The sequence below is a fragment of the Sphingobacterium sp. B29 genome, assembly GCF_001952815.1.
GTDB classification, from domain to species: domain Bacteria; phylum Bacteroidota; class Bacteroidia; order Sphingobacteriales; family Sphingobacteriaceae; genus Sphingobacterium; species Sphingobacterium siyangense.
This window is the reverse complement of sequence record NZ_CP019158.1, coordinates 2,351,590-2,366,812: the sequence shown is the minus strand read 5'-3', so window position 1 is coordinate 2,366,812 and position 15,223 is coordinate 2,351,590. Positions and strand designations below refer to the sequence as shown.

Annotated in this window: 14 protein-coding genes and 1 pseudogene; 11 read left to right on the top strand and 4 right to left on the bottom strand. The window is 38.1% G+C overall.

Going from position 1 to position 15,223, the window contains the following annotated elements; genetic code table 11:
* Positions 1–2 precede the first annotated feature (2 nt).
* A complete protein-coding gene (locus BV902_RS09815; protein WP_075991770.1) occupies positions 3–743 on the top strand; it encodes an MIP/aquaporin family protein in 741 nt (246 codons plus the stop codon).
* A 61-nt stretch (positions 744–804) separates the two neighbouring features.
* Here the strand turns inward: BV902_RS09815 and BV902_RS09810 are convergent, their stop codons facing one another.
* Positions 805–1,764: a GNAT family N-acetyltransferase gene (locus BV902_RS09810; protein ID WP_075991769.1), complete on the bottom strand. Its 960-nt coding sequence runs from the start codon at positions 1,762–1,764 to the stop codon at positions 805–807.
* A gap of 5 nt (positions 1,765–1,769) precedes the next feature.
* Positions 1,770–2,603 carry a 1-acyl-sn-glycerol-3-phosphate acyltransferase gene (locus BV902_RS09805; RefSeq protein WP_075991768.1) on the bottom strand — a complete coding sequence of 278 codons (834 nt, stop codon included), beginning with the start codon at positions 2,601–2,603 and terminating at the stop codon, positions 1,770–1,772.
* Between the two features lie 253 nt (positions 2,604–2,856).
* Here BV902_RS09805 and BV902_RS09800 point away from each other — a divergent pair, with 253 nt between their 5' ends.
* The 10 genes and pseudogenes from BV902_RS09800 to BV902_RS27100 form a co-directional block, all read left to right on the top strand.
* Positions 2,857–3,519, top strand: coding sequence for a CBS domain-containing protein (locus BV902_RS09800; RefSeq protein WP_075991767.1), 663 nt, complete (start codon positions 2,857–2,859; stop codon positions 3,517–3,519).
* A 46-nt stretch (positions 3,520–3,565) separates the two neighbouring features.
* Positions 3,566–4,450: an NAD kinase gene (locus BV902_RS09795; protein WP_075991766.1), complete on the top strand. Its 885-nt coding sequence runs from the start codon at positions 3,566–3,568 to the stop codon at positions 4,448–4,450.
* A gap of 310 nt (positions 4,451–4,760) precedes the next feature.
* Positions 4,761–5,498 carry an isoprenyl transferase gene (locus BV902_RS09785; protein WP_075994699.1) on the top strand — a complete coding sequence of 246 codons (738 nt, stop codon included), beginning with the start codon at positions 4,761–4,763 and terminating at the stop codon, positions 5,496–5,498.
* A 113-nt stretch (positions 5,499–5,611) separates the two neighbouring features.
* Positions 5,612–8,176 (top strand): outer membrane protein assembly factor BamA, encoded by a 2,565-nt coding sequence (gene bamA / locus BV902_RS09780; RefSeq protein WP_075991764.1) that lies wholly within the window; start codon positions 5,612–5,614, stop codon positions 8,174–8,176.
* A gap of 423 nt (positions 8,177–8,599) precedes the next feature.
* The gene (locus BV902_RS09775) at positions 8,600–9,133 is read left to right on the top strand and encodes an OmpH family outer membrane protein (RefSeq protein WP_046671928.1); all 534 of its coding nucleotides are present in this window, start codon (positions 8,600–8,602) and stop codon (positions 9,131–9,133) included.
* 167 nt (positions 9,134–9,300) lie between these two features.
* Positions 9,301–9,804 (top strand): OmpH family outer membrane protein, encoded by a 504-nt coding sequence (locus BV902_RS09770; protein WP_237242062.1) that lies wholly within the window; start codon positions 9,301–9,303, stop codon positions 9,802–9,804.
* A gap of 361 nt (positions 9,805–10,165) precedes the next feature.
* Positions 10,166–10,840, top strand: a complete 675-nt coding sequence (locus tag BV902_RS09765; RefSeq protein WP_075991763.1) for a TetR/AcrR family transcriptional regulator — start codon at positions 10,166–10,168, stop codon at positions 10,838–10,840.
* Positions 10,841–11,032: 192 nt separating this feature from the next.
* Entirely contained in the window at positions 11,033–12,331 is a 1,299-nt protein-coding gene (locus BV902_RS09760) for a 4Fe-4S dicluster domain-containing protein (RefSeq protein WP_075991762.1), read from the top strand.
* A gap of 7 nt (positions 12,332–12,338) precedes the next feature.
* A complete protein-coding gene (locus BV902_RS09755; protein ID WP_075994698.1) occupies positions 12,339–13,133 on the top strand; it encodes a (Fe-S)-binding protein in 795 nt (264 codons plus the stop codon).
* Positions 13,134–13,561: 428 nt separating this feature from the next.
* Positions 13,562–13,807: pseudogene (locus BV902_RS27100) on the top strand (heterodisulfide reductase-related iron-sulfur binding cluster); the annotation flags it as partial.
* Between the two features lie 243 nt (positions 13,808–14,050).
* On the opposite strand, the gene BV902_RS09745 reads toward BV902_RS27100, so the two are convergent.
* On the bottom strand, positions 14,051–14,395 hold the full coding sequence (locus tag BV902_RS09745; protein ID WP_075991761.1) for a hypothetical protein: 345 nt from the start codon (positions 14,393–14,395) through the stop codon (positions 14,051–14,053).
* A 199-nt stretch (positions 14,396–14,594) separates the two neighbouring features.
* Positions 14,595–15,185: a TIGR00730 family Rossman fold protein gene (locus tag BV902_RS09740; protein ID WP_075991760.1), complete on the bottom strand. Its 591-nt coding sequence runs from the start codon at positions 15,183–15,185 to the stop codon at positions 14,595–14,597.
* Positions 15,186–15,223: the final 38 nt, after the last annotated feature.

Genomic DNA, 15,223 nt, shown 5'->3' with positions numbered 1-15,223 from the left:
GCATGAACCATTATTTAGCAGAATTTATCGGCACAACCCTCCTCCTTCTTTTAGGTAATGGGGTTGTGGCCAACGTTATCTTGAAAGGAACAAAGGGAGAAAATGGAGGATGGATTGTAATCACCACCGCATGGGCACTTGCAGTCTATGTCGGTGTTGTATTTGCTGGCCCCTATACCGGAGCCCACCTCAATCCTGCGGTAACCATTGCCGTCGCTCTCAATCATGGTCTCCCTTGGATGGAAGTACCCGGCTATATTCTCGCGCAAATTGCCGGTGGTTTCTGTGGCGCCATGTTAACCTACATCATGCACAAAGACCATTTCGATGCAACGGCAGACCCAACCACCAAACTTGGTGTTTTCGCGACGATACCCAACATTCGTAATACGTCAACAAATCTGGCAAGTGAAATTATTGGAACCTTTGTTTTGATTTTTGTCATTTTCTTCATAACAGGACAAGATGTGACCGTCGACGGAAAAACAGCTCCAATTGGCATGGGCTCTCTTGGTGCTATACCCGTCGCATTTCTCGTATGGGCGATCGGCCTCTCGCTGGGTGGAACTACGGGATATGCCATCAATCCAGCCCGGGATTTGGGGCCGCGCTTATTTCATGCCCTTTGGCCAATCAAAGGAAAAGGAAGCTCCGACTGGTCTTATGCCTGGATTCCAATCCTAGGACCGATCTTGGGCGCCATTTTAGCCTTTGCATTTTATACTTGTATAAAACCGGCCTAATCAAGGTCGCTGTGCCTACAAAATAAAGGGGGATTCAATAATCGAATCCCCCTTTATTTTGTTATCCACGCTTGGGTTTTCTATGACCGTATTCACGATCCCGATCAAACGTATTCATATGACGCTCCTTTTTCACAGGATACACATCATCAATTACAATCAGTATACCTTTTTCTTCTACCGTACCAAACTCGTCATTACGCGCAGTGCCAAATGATTTCATCGTAGGCGATAGGTTCATATAGGTATTTATCAACGGTGGAATATTCTCGCCTAATGCTCTCACATGACTATTTAACACCTTATATCCTTCTTTATAATCCAGTCCATCAAACACCCCTACAAAACGTTCGTAATCATTTTTGATTTCCAATTCCGGAAGAGGAAGCACCAATTTATCATGATCAGGAAAATAGTAATCCATAAAATAAAGCAACATATCCCGTGCATCTTTATTGTAATGTGGATACATGGTCACTTTACCAAAGAGGTATTTAATTTCAGGGTTAAGCATCACCAAAGCCCCTAAACCGTCCCAAAGATTGTCCAAAGAAAAAATTCCTTTTCTATTGTCGATGGCCGGTTGGTATTTAGGTTGTACAAACGATCTTCCCAATTCTATGGTGTAAGGTAGATATTCGTTCGTGAACAATTCGGAAAACTGAAAATAATGTGCTGTCGATAAATTGGGTATACCATTTACTTCACCAGCCTCAGCACATTTGATTACCCGATAACCGGCAACCACTTCTTCATCTTCGGGATTCCATGCGATCAACTGATCGTAACAATCTTCGCATGTATCATTTTCATCGATATCAATTGAAAGTCCTGTACCTCCCCCTGCTCCACGAAAAGTCAACTCTCGCAAACGCCCAATTTCACGCATGACATTTGGCGAATTATGATAGTTGATTAAATATATCTCGTTATTTCCATTGTTGGTATATCGTAAGAAGACGTCTTTATTCAATTCGGTCTTCAATAATTCTCTATCAACTGGAGGTATAATTTCTTGCATAAATTCTATTTTTCTTGAGCCAATCCATAAACCCTTCTTTTCACTTCCTCAGCCCAAGTTTTTTCGTTTTTTGATTGATCAAACGCTGTATAAGGGATTCTTTCTCCTATTATAATATTGACGGTATGTCCGCGTTGGGCAAACATTTCATCCGGTAAATATAACATTTCAATGTTTACCTTGAGACCCAATTTCTGTCTAAGCCTTGCAAAATTATAAAAAAACTTAGAGTTTTTACCGTCAATCAACACCGGAATGACATCTTTTTTATATTTTTTTGATTTGCTAATAAAACTTTTTTTCCATTCGAGGTCTTCTATACGACCATCGTTTTGTTTTCTGGAAACCAAACCTGCAGGAAATACCAGTAGCGCATCGTCCGCTCCATAGGCCTCCTCAATCGCAGAGATCGCCTGTTTCCCTTGCCCCCCTAACTTATTGACACCGACAAACAAAGGCCTCAAATTACCTATATTTAAAAGAATATCATTAACCAAGAACTTCACATCGCGTCTATACTTACCTATAGCGTGCATAAATGCAATACCGTCCAATCCTCCCAAAGGGTGATTGGACGCAAAAATAACCGGATCGGATACGGGAATATTTTCTGCCCCATACAAATTGACCTTGACATCCAGATCGTTGATCAATGCATCAACAAAATCCAAGCCTTGAAGATCTGCAAAGCGCGTCATAATATCATTTATCTCGTCTTCATGAATTGTCCTTTTTAAATAATTAAGTAAAAAAGACGGAATCCATTTAGCAAGCCCCGCATTTTTTTTGTGAATAACTTCACGTATATCAATAAACTTTTTACTCTCGCCTGTGATCATCAATCTTACTGTTCCAATTAAAAATACTTCTCCTCCATTTAGGCCCCCGTTTTATGCCTATTCCAATTCGTTGACAAAAATAATAACAGAATGGTAATAAAAGTACAATTTTAAACTTTAAAATTGTACTTATTTGCAATTATGTAATCTTTCGCTGTTCTTCGTATTTTAGGTATTACAAGCAATCAATGAATTAAGCATAAATCTGATCTGTAAAATTTCTTTTCACCTACTTTTTTTATTAAGTTTGAGTATGCTAATAAGTCAATTTCTTTCAAATGCTGATTTCAGTATTCAAAATGCTGATTCAATACAACAAGCGCTAGAGAAGCTGCAAGATATGCTTTGTAAAGAATTAGTCGTTTTAAATGGTGACGACTATATTGGCCTGGTTAATGAAACCATCTTATTGGATGCGGAAGATGAAGACGCTCCCCTTTCATCCATAAAAATAAATACAGCCCCCATACAGCTGAAGTTTAATCAACACCCCTACGATGCCTTGGTGATGATAACTGTATATAATAGTACAATCATTCCTGTTTTAGATCAAGACAACAAATATATTGGTGTGTCAACGCAATTAGATATATTAAAGGCAATAAGTTCAATTCAATCGCAAAATGAATCTGGGGCTATTATTGTGTTGGCAATTGGCTTACATGATTTTTCACTTTCACAGATTGCGCACCTTGTTGAAAGTGACAATTGCAGAATACTTAATTGTGCGACCAAAATAAATTTGGAAAGTGACCATATTGAAGTTACCCTTAAAGTCGACAAGTCAAACATTAATGCATTACTGAATTCATTCCTAAGACACAACTATTTAGTTCTTGAAACCCATAATACCATAGCTGCATTTGACGACACTGCCGACCGTTATCAGCAGCTTATGAATTATATTAACATTTGATTAGGATTAGTTTTTTCTCATCTTTGCCCCATAAATTGAAAACAATATGAGAATCGCAATATATGGAAGAGAGTTTCAGCCCTCTGTTATACCACATGTGAAACACTTATTTGAATATCTTGTCGATAAAAATATTGAGATCTGGGTCTATGATCCATTTCATGAATTTCTGCTGTCACAATTTGAATGTGCCTTTAATTTCTCAACATACAATACCTATCAAGAAATCAAAGACGATATTGACATTATGTTGAGTCTGGGCGGAGATGGAACCATGTTATCTGCTGTTTCCTTGATTAAAGACTCCGGAATTCCAATTGCAGGGATAAACCTTGGACGCCTCGGTTTTTTAGCTTCCATCAATAAAAATGATTTTGAGGATGCTATCGACGCTATACTGAACCAACGTTTTACGATACAGAAGCGCGTGTTGCTCTCTGTTGAATCTGAACAGGTTAATTTGTTCCAAGGCAATCACTATGCGCTCAATGATATTACCGTATTTCGTTATGACAGCTCGGCCATGATTACGGTCAATGCACGCATCAATGGCGAACTACTGAATTCATACTGGGCAGATGGACTAATTATCGCTACACCTACCGGATCCACAGCCTATTCATTGAGTTGCGGCGGACCTATTATTATGCCAGAAAGCGGCAATTTTGTCATTACCCCCATCTCTCCGCACAACCTCAATGTGAGACCCATTGTCATCTCAAATCAGTTTACCCTTGAATTGGAAATAGAGAGTCGAAGCAATCAATACATCCTTAGCTGTGATTCCAAAAACGAATCCATTGATACATCTGTAAAATTAACCATTAAACAGGCTCCATTTACCATTAATCTCATTAGGCTCCCGCATGAAAGCTTTTTCAGCACGCTGCGGGAAAAATTACTTTGGGGTATCGATGTCAGAAACTATTAGGCTATTAATAGCTTCGCACAGCCTCGCTTTGCACGCAGGAAAAGAGATAATCTGCTAGATGAAGATGTTTCAAACAATCTTTCTACATATTGTACTTCTGAATTTCCAATTAAAAATCGATATTTGGAAGAAATAAAGGAAGACGGAATAAGAATATCCATAATAGAAATCCAGGTGCAATAATTAATCAATGAAAAGTGCGTTAAACAAACAATAATCATTGATAGCAATACAGGAAACCAAAAATAGGTTTTAAAACGCCAAAATAGCATTTATGGCTAAGGTGTTAATTTTATTGAAAACAGCAAAAATGAGTTTTTTAGATCAGATAGATACTATTAAATTGCCACAGCATATAGCCATCATCATGGATGGCAATGGCCGTTGGGCAAAGCAGAAGGGGAAACTTCGTGTATTTGGGCATCAAAATGGTGTAAAAGCGGTACGAGAAGCATTAGAAGGATGTGTAAAAGCCAATATTAAATTTCTGACACTTTATGCATTTTCTGCAGAAAACTGGAATCGACCTAAACTTGAGGTGATGGCACTGATGGAACTATTGGTTACTTCCCTTAAAAAAGAAATCAAAACTTTTCAGGAGAATGGCGTCCGCTTGAATGTTATTGGTGATATCACCAAATTACCCTCAAATGCACAAAGAAAGCTGCAGGAAACCATTGAAGCAACGAAAGAAAATACACACTGTACATTGACATTGGCTTTGAGCTACAGTTCCCGACAAGAAATTGTGGACGCTGCCCGAAATCTAGCCCAACAAGTAAAAGATGGAAAACTCAATGCAGACGAAATTAACGATGAATTATTCGCTGCAAACCTCTATACACAAAATCTACCCGATCCTGACCTTCTGATACGTACCAGCGGAGAATTGAGAATAAGTAACTTCCTACTTTGGCAAATTGCCTATTCAGAATTATGCTTCCTAGATAAGATGTGGCCTGAGTTTACGAAAGAAGATTTATTTAAATCCATCGTCGATTATCAGCAACGCGAAAGAAGGTTTGGAAAAACAAGTGAACAGTTATAAAGATTTTATTAAATTTGACAACTGATTTGAAAAAAAGCAAGCTGGTTAAATTTTCTTAATTAACAAAAATTAACAAACGATTGGTGTACTTTAGCGCCAATAATTATAGATAAATGAAGCGTATACTACCCGTAATACTATTTTTTGGTCTCTCATCAATGCAGCTTGTCTACGGACAAGACAAAGGTGCTTTCAATTTAAATGACCCAGAAAAAATCAGCTATCTCAATCCTAAAAACTATGTAATTAGTGCTATTGATATAACTGGAACACAATTTTTAGATAAAAATGTATTAATTACGATCTCTAAATTGTCAGTAGGTCAATATTTGGAAGTTCCAAGTGAGGCGACTGCAAAAGTAGTGAAGGATATGATGGCTCAAGGCCTCTTTGATGATGTCGAATTATGGGCAGATAAAATTGAAGGTGAAAATATATTTTTGACCATCCGTGTAGTAGAACGTCCTCGTTTAACTCGTATTGATATCAACGGTCTAAGTAAAAGCCAGACCGAAGAAGTTCGCAAACGTTTAAATAGCAACACTGGTAAGATTGTCAACGAAAACTTGATGAACACCACACGTGCTACAATCCAAAGGTTCTTAAAAGAAAAAGCTTTTTTATATCCGGAGATCACCCTAAAAACAGTGAAAGACTCGGCACAGGCTAATAATGAAATACTTATTGCCGATGTGGATAAAAAACATAAGGTAAGAGTCAAAAAAATGACTTTTACAGGGAATGAACATTTTTCTCAAAAAGAATTGAGAAAAATGGCCAAGCCAATCAAGCAAAAAATGTGGTACCGTATTTTCGGTCCTGGAAAATTCAAGGAAGAAAAATACAAAGAAGGTAAAGAAAACCTAATCAAGAAAATGGCAGCCAAAGGCTATCGTGATGCGACGCTCTTGAAAGATACGGTTATTCGCGAGGGTGAAAAAAATGTGTTGGTTAATTTTGACATCTATGAAGGTCCTAAATATTATGTAGGTAATATTGTTTGGACAGGTAATGCGAAGTATTCTGACACCTTACTAAATAAAATTTTAGGTATCAAACGTGGTGATGTTTTTTCGGAAGAAAAATTAACAGCAAAATTGATGGGTCCTACAAAAAATAGTGATGACATCTCTTCAATCTATATGAACGATGGTTATCTTACGTTCTCAGTAGACCCCGAACAAACGCGTATTTACAACGATACCATCGATTTGAATTTACGTGTATATGAAGGTGCTCAATATACCATCAATAACGTTATTGTTAAAGGTAATGATGTAACCAACGACCGTGTTGTATTACGTTCTATTTATACAAAACCTGGTCAAAAATTCTCAAAAGAACAAATTATGCGCAGTGTGCGTGAGATTGCGCAGTTGGGAAATTTTGATGAGCAAAAGACAAACCCAGTACCGACAAATCTAAATTATGCGGATGGTACAGTGGACATTGTTTATAATGTTACTGAGAAACCTTCGGATCAGGTCGAACTTTCGGGTGGTTATGGTGCCGGTCAGATCATCGGTACCTTAGGTTTAACATTTAACAACTTCTCTACCAGCAATTTCTTTGACAAAAGTTCCTGGAAACCGCTACCACGTGGAGATGGACAGAAGTTGAGTGTCCGTGGTCAAACTTCGGGTAAACGTTATCAATCGTATAGTTTCTCTTTCTCCGAGCCTTGGTTAGGTGGTAAAAAACCAATTTATTTTGGTTTGAGCGCCTATACTTCGAGTTCATCATATGGTGGGTTTAACTACTATACTGGCGAGCAAATTGTTAAGGATTCCGAGTTGAACCGTATTTGGATGACTGGTATTACCGCAACATTAGGTAAACGCTTACAATGGCCAGACAACTGGTTCCAGGCAAATACTTCCTTGTCATTCCAACGTTATAAGCTTCAGAATTATGGAAATTACTTCCTATTTGATAATGGTACAGCCTATAACATCAACTTGACGCAAGAGTTTAGCCGTAATTCGATCGATGCTCCTATCTATCCTACTTCGGGTTCAAACATCAAATTCTCGGTGCAATTGACGCCTCCATATTCATTGTTCAACAACATTGATTATAAAAATGGTTCGGCTCAGGAACGCTACCGTTGGACAGAGTACCACAAATGGAAATTTGACTCGCAATGGTATGCAAAAATTGCGGGAAAACTTGTTTTCAAAGCACAAGCTCAATTTGGTTTCTTGGGTAAATACTCCAGCAAAACTGAAATATCAACTTTCGAGCGTTTCAAAGTCGGTGGGGATGGTATGCAAGGGTTTGATTACCTACAAGGATCTGAAATTGTTGCATTACGTGGTTATGCAAATGGTGTAATCATTCCTGAAGGAACACAAAATGTGAATGTGGCACGAAATTCAGGTAGTCCAATCTATACGAAATATCAAATGGAATTACGTCACCCGGTGATGTTAAATGATCAGGCAACAGTGTACGTATTGGCTTTCGCTGAAGCGGCAAATACCTGGAACAAGTTCACCGAATACAATCCATTTAAAGTACGTCGTTCTGCAGGTGTTGGTGCCCGTATCTTCTTACCGATCTTCGGTATGCTAGGAATAGATTACGGCCATGCATTCGACCCTATCCCGGGTTTACCAAGCAGTACATGGAAACAAAACTTTACATTTAGTATCATGCAAAATATGGGTGGATTCTAATCTTTGTTGATCCAATCCTATCGAAATAGAATAAAAAGCTATCGCAAGAAATTGTAGATAGCTTTTTTGTTTTAAGATTATTTTCCAGTAAATCATGCATTTTTCTTTCATTTCCACCCGATCGGATTAAATGCCAAATAACCCTATATATCTTATAAATTTCTTATATTGAGTGCGGTTATGATCACCGAAAAAAGAAGCCATAAACAGCACTCAGGCAACTAGCATTGGAGCATTCTTCAACAAGTTAAATAGTGTTAAACCCGAGAAATATCTGTTAGATTGCTTCTTTTTTTCTTATTTTTGAGCCGTAAATTTACGTAGAGCGGTTTTCTCGAATTAAACTTTTGGGATTATCCGAAGTCATAAGGTAAATTAGTGTTAAATAATAAAAAGTATAGTCTATAAAAACTTACAGGAAATATGAAAAAAATATTGTTAGTTATAGCTTTTGTAGTCGTTAGTGCTACAGCGACATTTGCCCAACAACTTGCATATGCTGATTCAGAATATATCCTAAAACATATTCCTGAATATACGACTGCACAGAAACAGTTAGATGACCTTTCTAAGCAATGGCAGGAAGAAGTGGATCAGAAATATGCTGAGATTGAAAAACTATATCAGGCTTATCAAAAGGACCAGGTCTTATTAAATGAAGATATGCGTCGTCGCCGTGAGGATGAAATCGTGACAAGAGAAAAAGAAGTAAAAGACTATCAAAAACAAAAGTTTGGATTTGAAGGCGACCTCTTTAAAAGACGTACTCAATTGATGAAGCCTATTCAAGACCGTGTAGCAAAAGCTATCCAAGATGTTGCTTCGGCGCAGGGAATTGATTTTATTATGGACAAGGGCAATGAGTCTACTTTTCTCTATGCCAATCCAAAATTGAATAAAAGTAATGATGTCATTACAAAATTAGGATATAAACCCAATCCGAGTCTTGCAAACTAAGCGGGAGTTTATTATCATTGTGGACACAAATAGTAATAGTAGTAATTAATTAGAAAACTAAAAGATTGCCATAAAGATGGCTCATTAGATTAAAATGAAAAGCATGAAAAATTTATTAAAGGGTGCGGTTGCTTTAGTGGCAGTATTTTTCTCAACTCAATTCGCAAATGCGCAGCAAAAAAATTGGTCATATCAATTTTGCTGAAATTATTCAGTCTACATCTGAATTTAAAGCAGCTGAAGGGCAGTTGAAAACATTGAGCGATGGTAAAACCAAAGAAATTCAAGATATGGTTACCATCTATCAAACAAAACAAAAAGATGCAAACGATAAATTGCGTAACAGAAGTGAAGCAAATAAAGAAACTGTTGATCCAGAAATCAACAAAATAGGTCAAGAATTACAAGATATCCAAGCGCGTATTCAGACAGCACAACAAGCTGCTCAAGAAGACTTAAACAAAAAAGAAGAAGAATTAATTGCACCTATACACAGAAAAGTTGGTGAAGCTGTAAATGCTGTTTCTAAAGAAAAAGGCATGGCTTATGTATTTGATATTTCTAGTACAAATATTCCTTATTTCCAAGGTGGAGAAGACTTAACTGCTGCTGTTAAAACAAAATTAGGTATTTCAGCTACAGCTGCTCCTGCTGCTCCAGCAAGAAAATAAACCAGTAGGCAAGGCAATAAAAAAGGGATTATCGATATCGATAATCCCTTTTTTATTGCCTATCTATTTTCCCAATGGCAAGTGAATCGCAATCAGCGTACAGCGCCGACAGCACCAAATACGTTCTAGTTCTACAGCCAAAAGAATAAGGTAAACTCAAAAGCTTATCGAATCAGTCAAATTATAGTGTAAATAAAAATCTGCTGCTTGATTTTCTTGCATTTACCAGCTAAATTGTAGATATTGGTTCGGAAAACAAACATATCTACCCTAATGAAAACTTCATGGCCCCAAATTTGTTCATTAACTGACGAATATAAGGTACCCAGGAACGCTTCGTCGTTAAAATGATTTTATTCGCATGAAAAAGAAAGTAATTGAGGATAATCCTAAAAAAGAAAGAAAGGTAACTTCCGGTCCTATTCGCGACAAGGAACGCACCAAGGCGCGAATGATCGCTGCTGTCGGAAAGGTAATTCAGAAAAAAGGATACCATGCATTGAATGGGCCTAATATTGCTTTGGAATGTGGACTGAACAAAGCATTAATATGGAATTATTTTGGCGGTCTCGATCAACTGGTGGAAGCTTACCTAACACAAAAAGATTTTTGGCAAATCGGAGACAAGGGCGTATTGGAACAAATGATCACAAACCCGGGCTCCATCAGCATTTCCTTGATAGAAGAATTGCTTAAATCTCAATTTAACACTTTTTTGAAGGATAAGACGAAACAAAAAGTTATCCATTGGGGACTGGGCGAAAAGACAAAAGCGCTTAAAAATATAGCCGAAAGAAGAGAATTGCTCGGCGAAGAACTATTTAAGCATGTCGATTCAAAATTCGAAAACTCCGAAAACGACCTTAGAGCGACATTAGCGATTTTAGTCAGTTCAATTTATTATTTGAGCCTTCAGGCAAAATCTACAGGTAGTACATTTTGTGGTATTGATGTAAATACCGAAGCAGGAAAAGAACGGATTCAGAAAACGATGCGTAAAATATTAGAACAGACATTTTCTGATGTTGAGCTGTAGTCTCTCAGATACAACTAAAGAAAACGTCCAAGAAGAAATATTTCCTTCTTGGACGTTTTTCATTACAGCCTAAATTCACCATTAAAAATTTCCAATAATTTATCGTGTTAGGTCCTCATTTTCGATTTATTTTTACTATGTTAGCATAACAAAATAATATAGTATATTTGTTTATAACCAAGATACAAGCATATGATAGGTCAACTAATATTTGCGGTTTGTTTCGCTGTAGCATTGTTTCTTTTTAGCAAAAATGCACAACAGATTTATCGTAATATCAAGCTAGGCAGACCGACAGATCGTTCGGACAGATCCGCGGAGCGTTGGAAAATGATGCTCCTCGTCGCCTTTGGACAAAAGAAAATGTTTAAGCGAATTTTCCCCGCAGTCCTACATTTATTTGTATACCTTGGATTTGTCATCATCAATATTGAGATGTTGGAGATTGTCATAGACGGGCTTTTTGGTACACATCGTATCTTTTCATTTTTAGGGAGTTTTTATAATTTTCTGATTGGGGCATTTGAGTGGCTTGCGCTGGGTGTACTGGTATCCTGTGTCATCTTTTTAATTCGGAGAAATATCGCTAAAGTAGCTCGCTTAAATAGCGCGGAATTGAAACATTGGCCCAAGACGGATGCAAATATTATTTTAATCACAGAGATTCTTTTAATGTCGGCTTTCCTGCTGATGAACGCTTCTGATCTTAAATTGCAACTCTATGGCTTTGCACATTTTAAATCGGTAGGTTCCTTTCCAGTAAGCCATTATCTTCTTCCGTACCTTCCTACTTCGACGGAGGCCTTATTTTTAATAGAGCGGTCTTGTTGGTGGTTTCATATCCTAGGTGTACTTGCCTTCTTGAACTACCTCCCCTATTCCAAGCACCTGCATATTATTTTGGCTTTTCCGAACACCTATTTTTCTAATCTGAACGCGAAAGGCAAACTATCCAATATGCCAGCTGTGACCAATGAGGTTAAGGCAATGCTTGATCCGAGTTTCACCCCGCCTCCAGCAGATGCAAATGCACGTTTTGGAGCCAAAGATGTCCAGGATTTAACCTGGAAGAGCCTATTGGATGCATATACCTGTACTGAATGTGGACGTTGTACATCTTCTTGCCCCGCAAATATAACGGGAAAGCTGCTGTCCCCACGAAAAATCATGATGGATACACGGGATCGACTCACTGAAGTTGGTACGAATATCAAAACAAATGGAAGCTTTCAGGATGACGGAAAATCTCTCATTGACACTTACATCAGTCGAGAAGAGTTATGGGCCTGTACCAGCTGTAATGCATGTGTAGAACAATGCCCGGTCAATATTAATCCTTTGGATATTATTATTGAGCTACGCCGCTTTGCTGTTATGGAAGAATCACAAGCTCCTGCGAGTATAAATAATATGTTTGGAAATATTGAGAACAATGGTGCCCCATGGAAATATGCGCAATTGGACCGCGCCAATTGGACTCAACAACAATAGTTTTATGATGGAAAATGAATTAAAAGTTCCCACAGTTGCAGAACTGTTGGCCAAAGGAGAAACTCCTGATATACTATTTTGGGTAGGTTGTGCAGGGAGTTTTGACGAACGTGCACAGAAAATTACGCGCGATATCTGCAGAATATTACAACATGTCGGTTTAAAATATGCCATCTTAGGTACAGAAGAAAGTTGTACGGGCGATCCTGCGAAAAGAAGTGGAAACGAATTTCTATTTCAAATGCAGGCCATGATGAACATCGAAGTACTCAATGGCTATGAAATCAAAAAAATAGTAACGGCTTGCCCACACTGTTTCAATACTTTGAAAAATGAGTATCCATCCCTAGGTGGCAACTATGAGGTCATTCATCATACACAATTGATCCAAAACCTGATCGATGAAGGAAAATTAAAACCAGCGGATAACAACGTATTCAAAGGAAAGAAGATAACCTATCATGATCCCTGTTATCTTGGCCGTGCAAATGAGGTCTATGAGGCACCGAGAAAAGTATTGGAAAGCTTGGATGCCCAGTTGATCGAACTGAAACGTTGTAAGAGCAATGGACTTTGCTGCGGTGCTGGGGGCGGACAAATGTTCAAAGAACCAGAGCCCGGAGCAAAAGACATTAACATCGAACGTATCGAAGAAGTCATCGATGCAAAGCCTCAAGTTGTCGCTGCAGCATGTCCTTTCTGTATGACGATGTTAAAAGATGGCGTAAAAATAAAAGAAAAAGAATCAGAGATTGAGGTGTTGGACATTGCGGAAATAACTGCCCGAGCAAATCAATTGTAAATTATATTAATCACGAAATAAAACAGGCCCGATCTTACGATCGGGCCTTTTGTGTAGGGAGAAGAATATCTCCTGTCCACGCTTAAATTAGGGGAATCCCAAAGCCGGTTAAAATATAGGGGATTCCCCCGAATCGAAGACCAGCGCTGTATTTATGCTGATCAAACAACTCTAACATCTAGCCATAACAAAGGTATCACCTCTAATTCGATTGATTGTTGTTCATTTCTTCTAAAATGTTGTTCAAAAATTAACCATTGAAAAAAAATGATATTTATTTCCAGCCATTCAACTAAGTAACAAACCTAAAAGCATCTTTCTAGTCGCGTTAGATAGCACGTGCTTTATCTCATAAGTGGTCATTCGATAGCTCATTACAATAGATTTATAATTCTGTCCGCCTTTTCTTTACCATTAAGCCTATAAGTTGTAAGAGCAATGGACTTTGCTGTGGTGCTGGGGGCGGACAAATATTCAAAGAACCAGAGCCCGGAGCAAAAGACATTAACATCGAACGTATCGAAGAAGTCATCGATGCACAGCCTCAAGTTGTCGCTGCAGCATGTCCTTTCTGTATGACGATGTTAAAAGATGGCGTAAAAATAAAAGAAAAAGAATCAGAGATTGAGGTTTTGGACATTGCGGAAATTACTGCCCGAGCAAATCAATTGTAAATTACATTAATTATGAAATAAAAGAGGCCCGATCATACGATCGGGCCTTTTGTGTAGGGAGAAGAATATCTCCTGTCCACGCTTAAATTAGAGGAATCCCAAAGCCGGTTAAAATATAGGGGATTCCCCCGAATCGAAGATCAGCGCTGTATTTATGCTGATCAAACAACTCTAACATCTAGCCATAACAAAGGTATCACCTCTAATTCGATTGATTGTTGTTCATTTCTTCCAAAATGTTGTTCAAAAATTAACCATTGAAAAAAAATGATATTTAGGCCCTTTTCCCAGTGGACGCATATCAACACCATTACGCTGCGCGCTGATATCGCCGGCACGGGAATAGATATCTGGAGATATACCATTGTGCAGTGCCTCACGAAATGTACCACTGCTGTTCCGGGTAGCACTTTCATTGAGGTTGAGTACCGCTTGATCCCTAAAAATCTCGCTGTTCACCACTTGAATATGCTGTGGTATATTTAACAATGAGGCTTTTAGCCACAATGCTTCCGACAGTTGTTTCGGATTATATCTTTTATAATACTTCGAACTAATTTCGACTTCGTCAATTCTGAACGATTTCATGGTATCCTGAGATACTGTTTGAGCAATAAGCCCAAACGGAGAAACGATAAAAATACAGGCTAAAAAAACCGAGATTGTAACATATGGAGGAATAAGAAATTCTGTTACAAATCTCTAAATCGAAATTAAAAAGCGATAAGAATGCTATTAGTCATAAATTAAGAGCGGGATTAAGATGACATAAGAATTTATTGAAGTCCTAAATTTCATCCTTCTCAATCCATTTTGGAACCAGTGGTGCTTCATACTGTTGCATCTTCTCGATCAGCTCTTCAATCGTATCAGCGACCAATAGCATTGCTCGATTTTCCTGCTTAAGAAGCCCCTCTTCGACCATGTGATCAATAAATTGAATTAGATGATTATAAAATCCATTGATGTTTAATAAACCAACTGGCTTTTTATGTAAACCCAATTGAGCCCATGTAATCATTTCAAAAAGTTCTTCCAATGTACCAAAACCGCCCGGCAGCGCAATAACCCCTTCGGCATAATCGCTCATAATTCGTTTACGATCATGCATGGTATCTACAGTAATCAGTTTGGTTACACCCCTATGCTCTCTTTCTTTCGAATTCAAAAAATCGGGAATCACACCTATTACTTCACCTCCGTGCGCAAGAGCTCCATTCGCAACAGCCCCCATTAGGCCAACCCTTCCACCACCATAAACCAAACGGATACCGTATTCAGCCAAAACCTTTCCCACATAGGAGGCTTGCTCTTCATATACGGCCGAATTCCCTAAACTGGAAGCGCAAAAAATAACAATACTATTAATTTTATTCATATACAAGTATAGCTAAAAATAAACGGATCAGCTCTTTT

Bases quoted from the DNA above. Each gene is read 5' to 3' on its own strand.
- BV902_RS09760 (WP_075991762.1), top strand. From the start codon at position 11,033: ATGATAGGTCAACTAATATTTGCGGTTTGTTTCGCTGTAGCATTGTTT.
- BV902_RS09800 (WP_075991767.1), top strand. From the start codon at position 2,857: ATGCTAATAAGTCAATTTCTTTCAAATGCTGATTTCAGTATTCAAAAT.
- BV902_RS09795 (WP_075991766.1), top strand. From the start codon at position 3,566: ATGAGAATCGCAATATATGGAAGAGAGTTTCAGCCCTCTGTTATACCA.
- BV902_RS09770 (WP_237242062.1), top strand. From the start codon at position 9,301: ATGCGCAGCAAAAAAATTGGTCATATCAATTTTGCTGAAATTATTCAG.
- bamA (WP_075991764.1), top strand. From the start codon at position 5,612: ATGAAGCGTATACTACCCGTAATACTATTTTTTGGTCTCTCATCAATG.
- BV902_RS09745 (WP_075991761.1), bottom strand. From the start codon at position 14,395: ATGAAATCGTTCAGAATTGACGAAGTCGAAATTAGTTCGAAGTATTAT.
- BV902_RS09740 (WP_075991760.1), bottom strand. From the start codon at position 15,185: ATGAATAAAATTAATAGTATTGTTATTTTTTGCGCTTCCAGTTTAGGG.
- BV902_RS09810 (WP_075991769.1), bottom strand. From the start codon at position 1,764: ATGCAAGAAATTATACCTCCAGTTGATAGAGAATTATTGAAGACCGAA.
- BV902_RS09755 (WP_075994698.1), top strand. From the start codon at position 12,339: ATGGAAAATGAATTAAAAGTTCCCACAGTTGCAGAACTGTTGGCCAAA.
- BV902_RS09775 (WP_046671928.1), top strand. From the start codon at position 8,600: ATGAAAAAAATATTGTTAGTTATAGCTTTTGTAGTCGTTAGTGCTACA.
- BV902_RS09815 (WP_075991770.1), top strand. From the start codon at position 3: ATGAACCATTATTTAGCAGAATTTATCGGCACAACCCTCCTCCTTCTT.
- BV902_RS09805 (WP_075991768.1), bottom strand. From the start codon at position 2,603: ATGATCACAGGCGAGAGTAAAAAGTTTATTGATATACGTGAAGTTATT.
- BV902_RS09765 (WP_075991763.1), top strand. From the start codon at position 10,166: ATGAAAAAGAAAGTAATTGAGGATAATCCTAAAAAAGAAAGAAAGGTA.
- BV902_RS09785 (WP_075994699.1), top strand. From the start codon at position 4,761: ATGAGTTTTTTAGATCAGATAGATACTATTAAATTGCCACAGCATATA.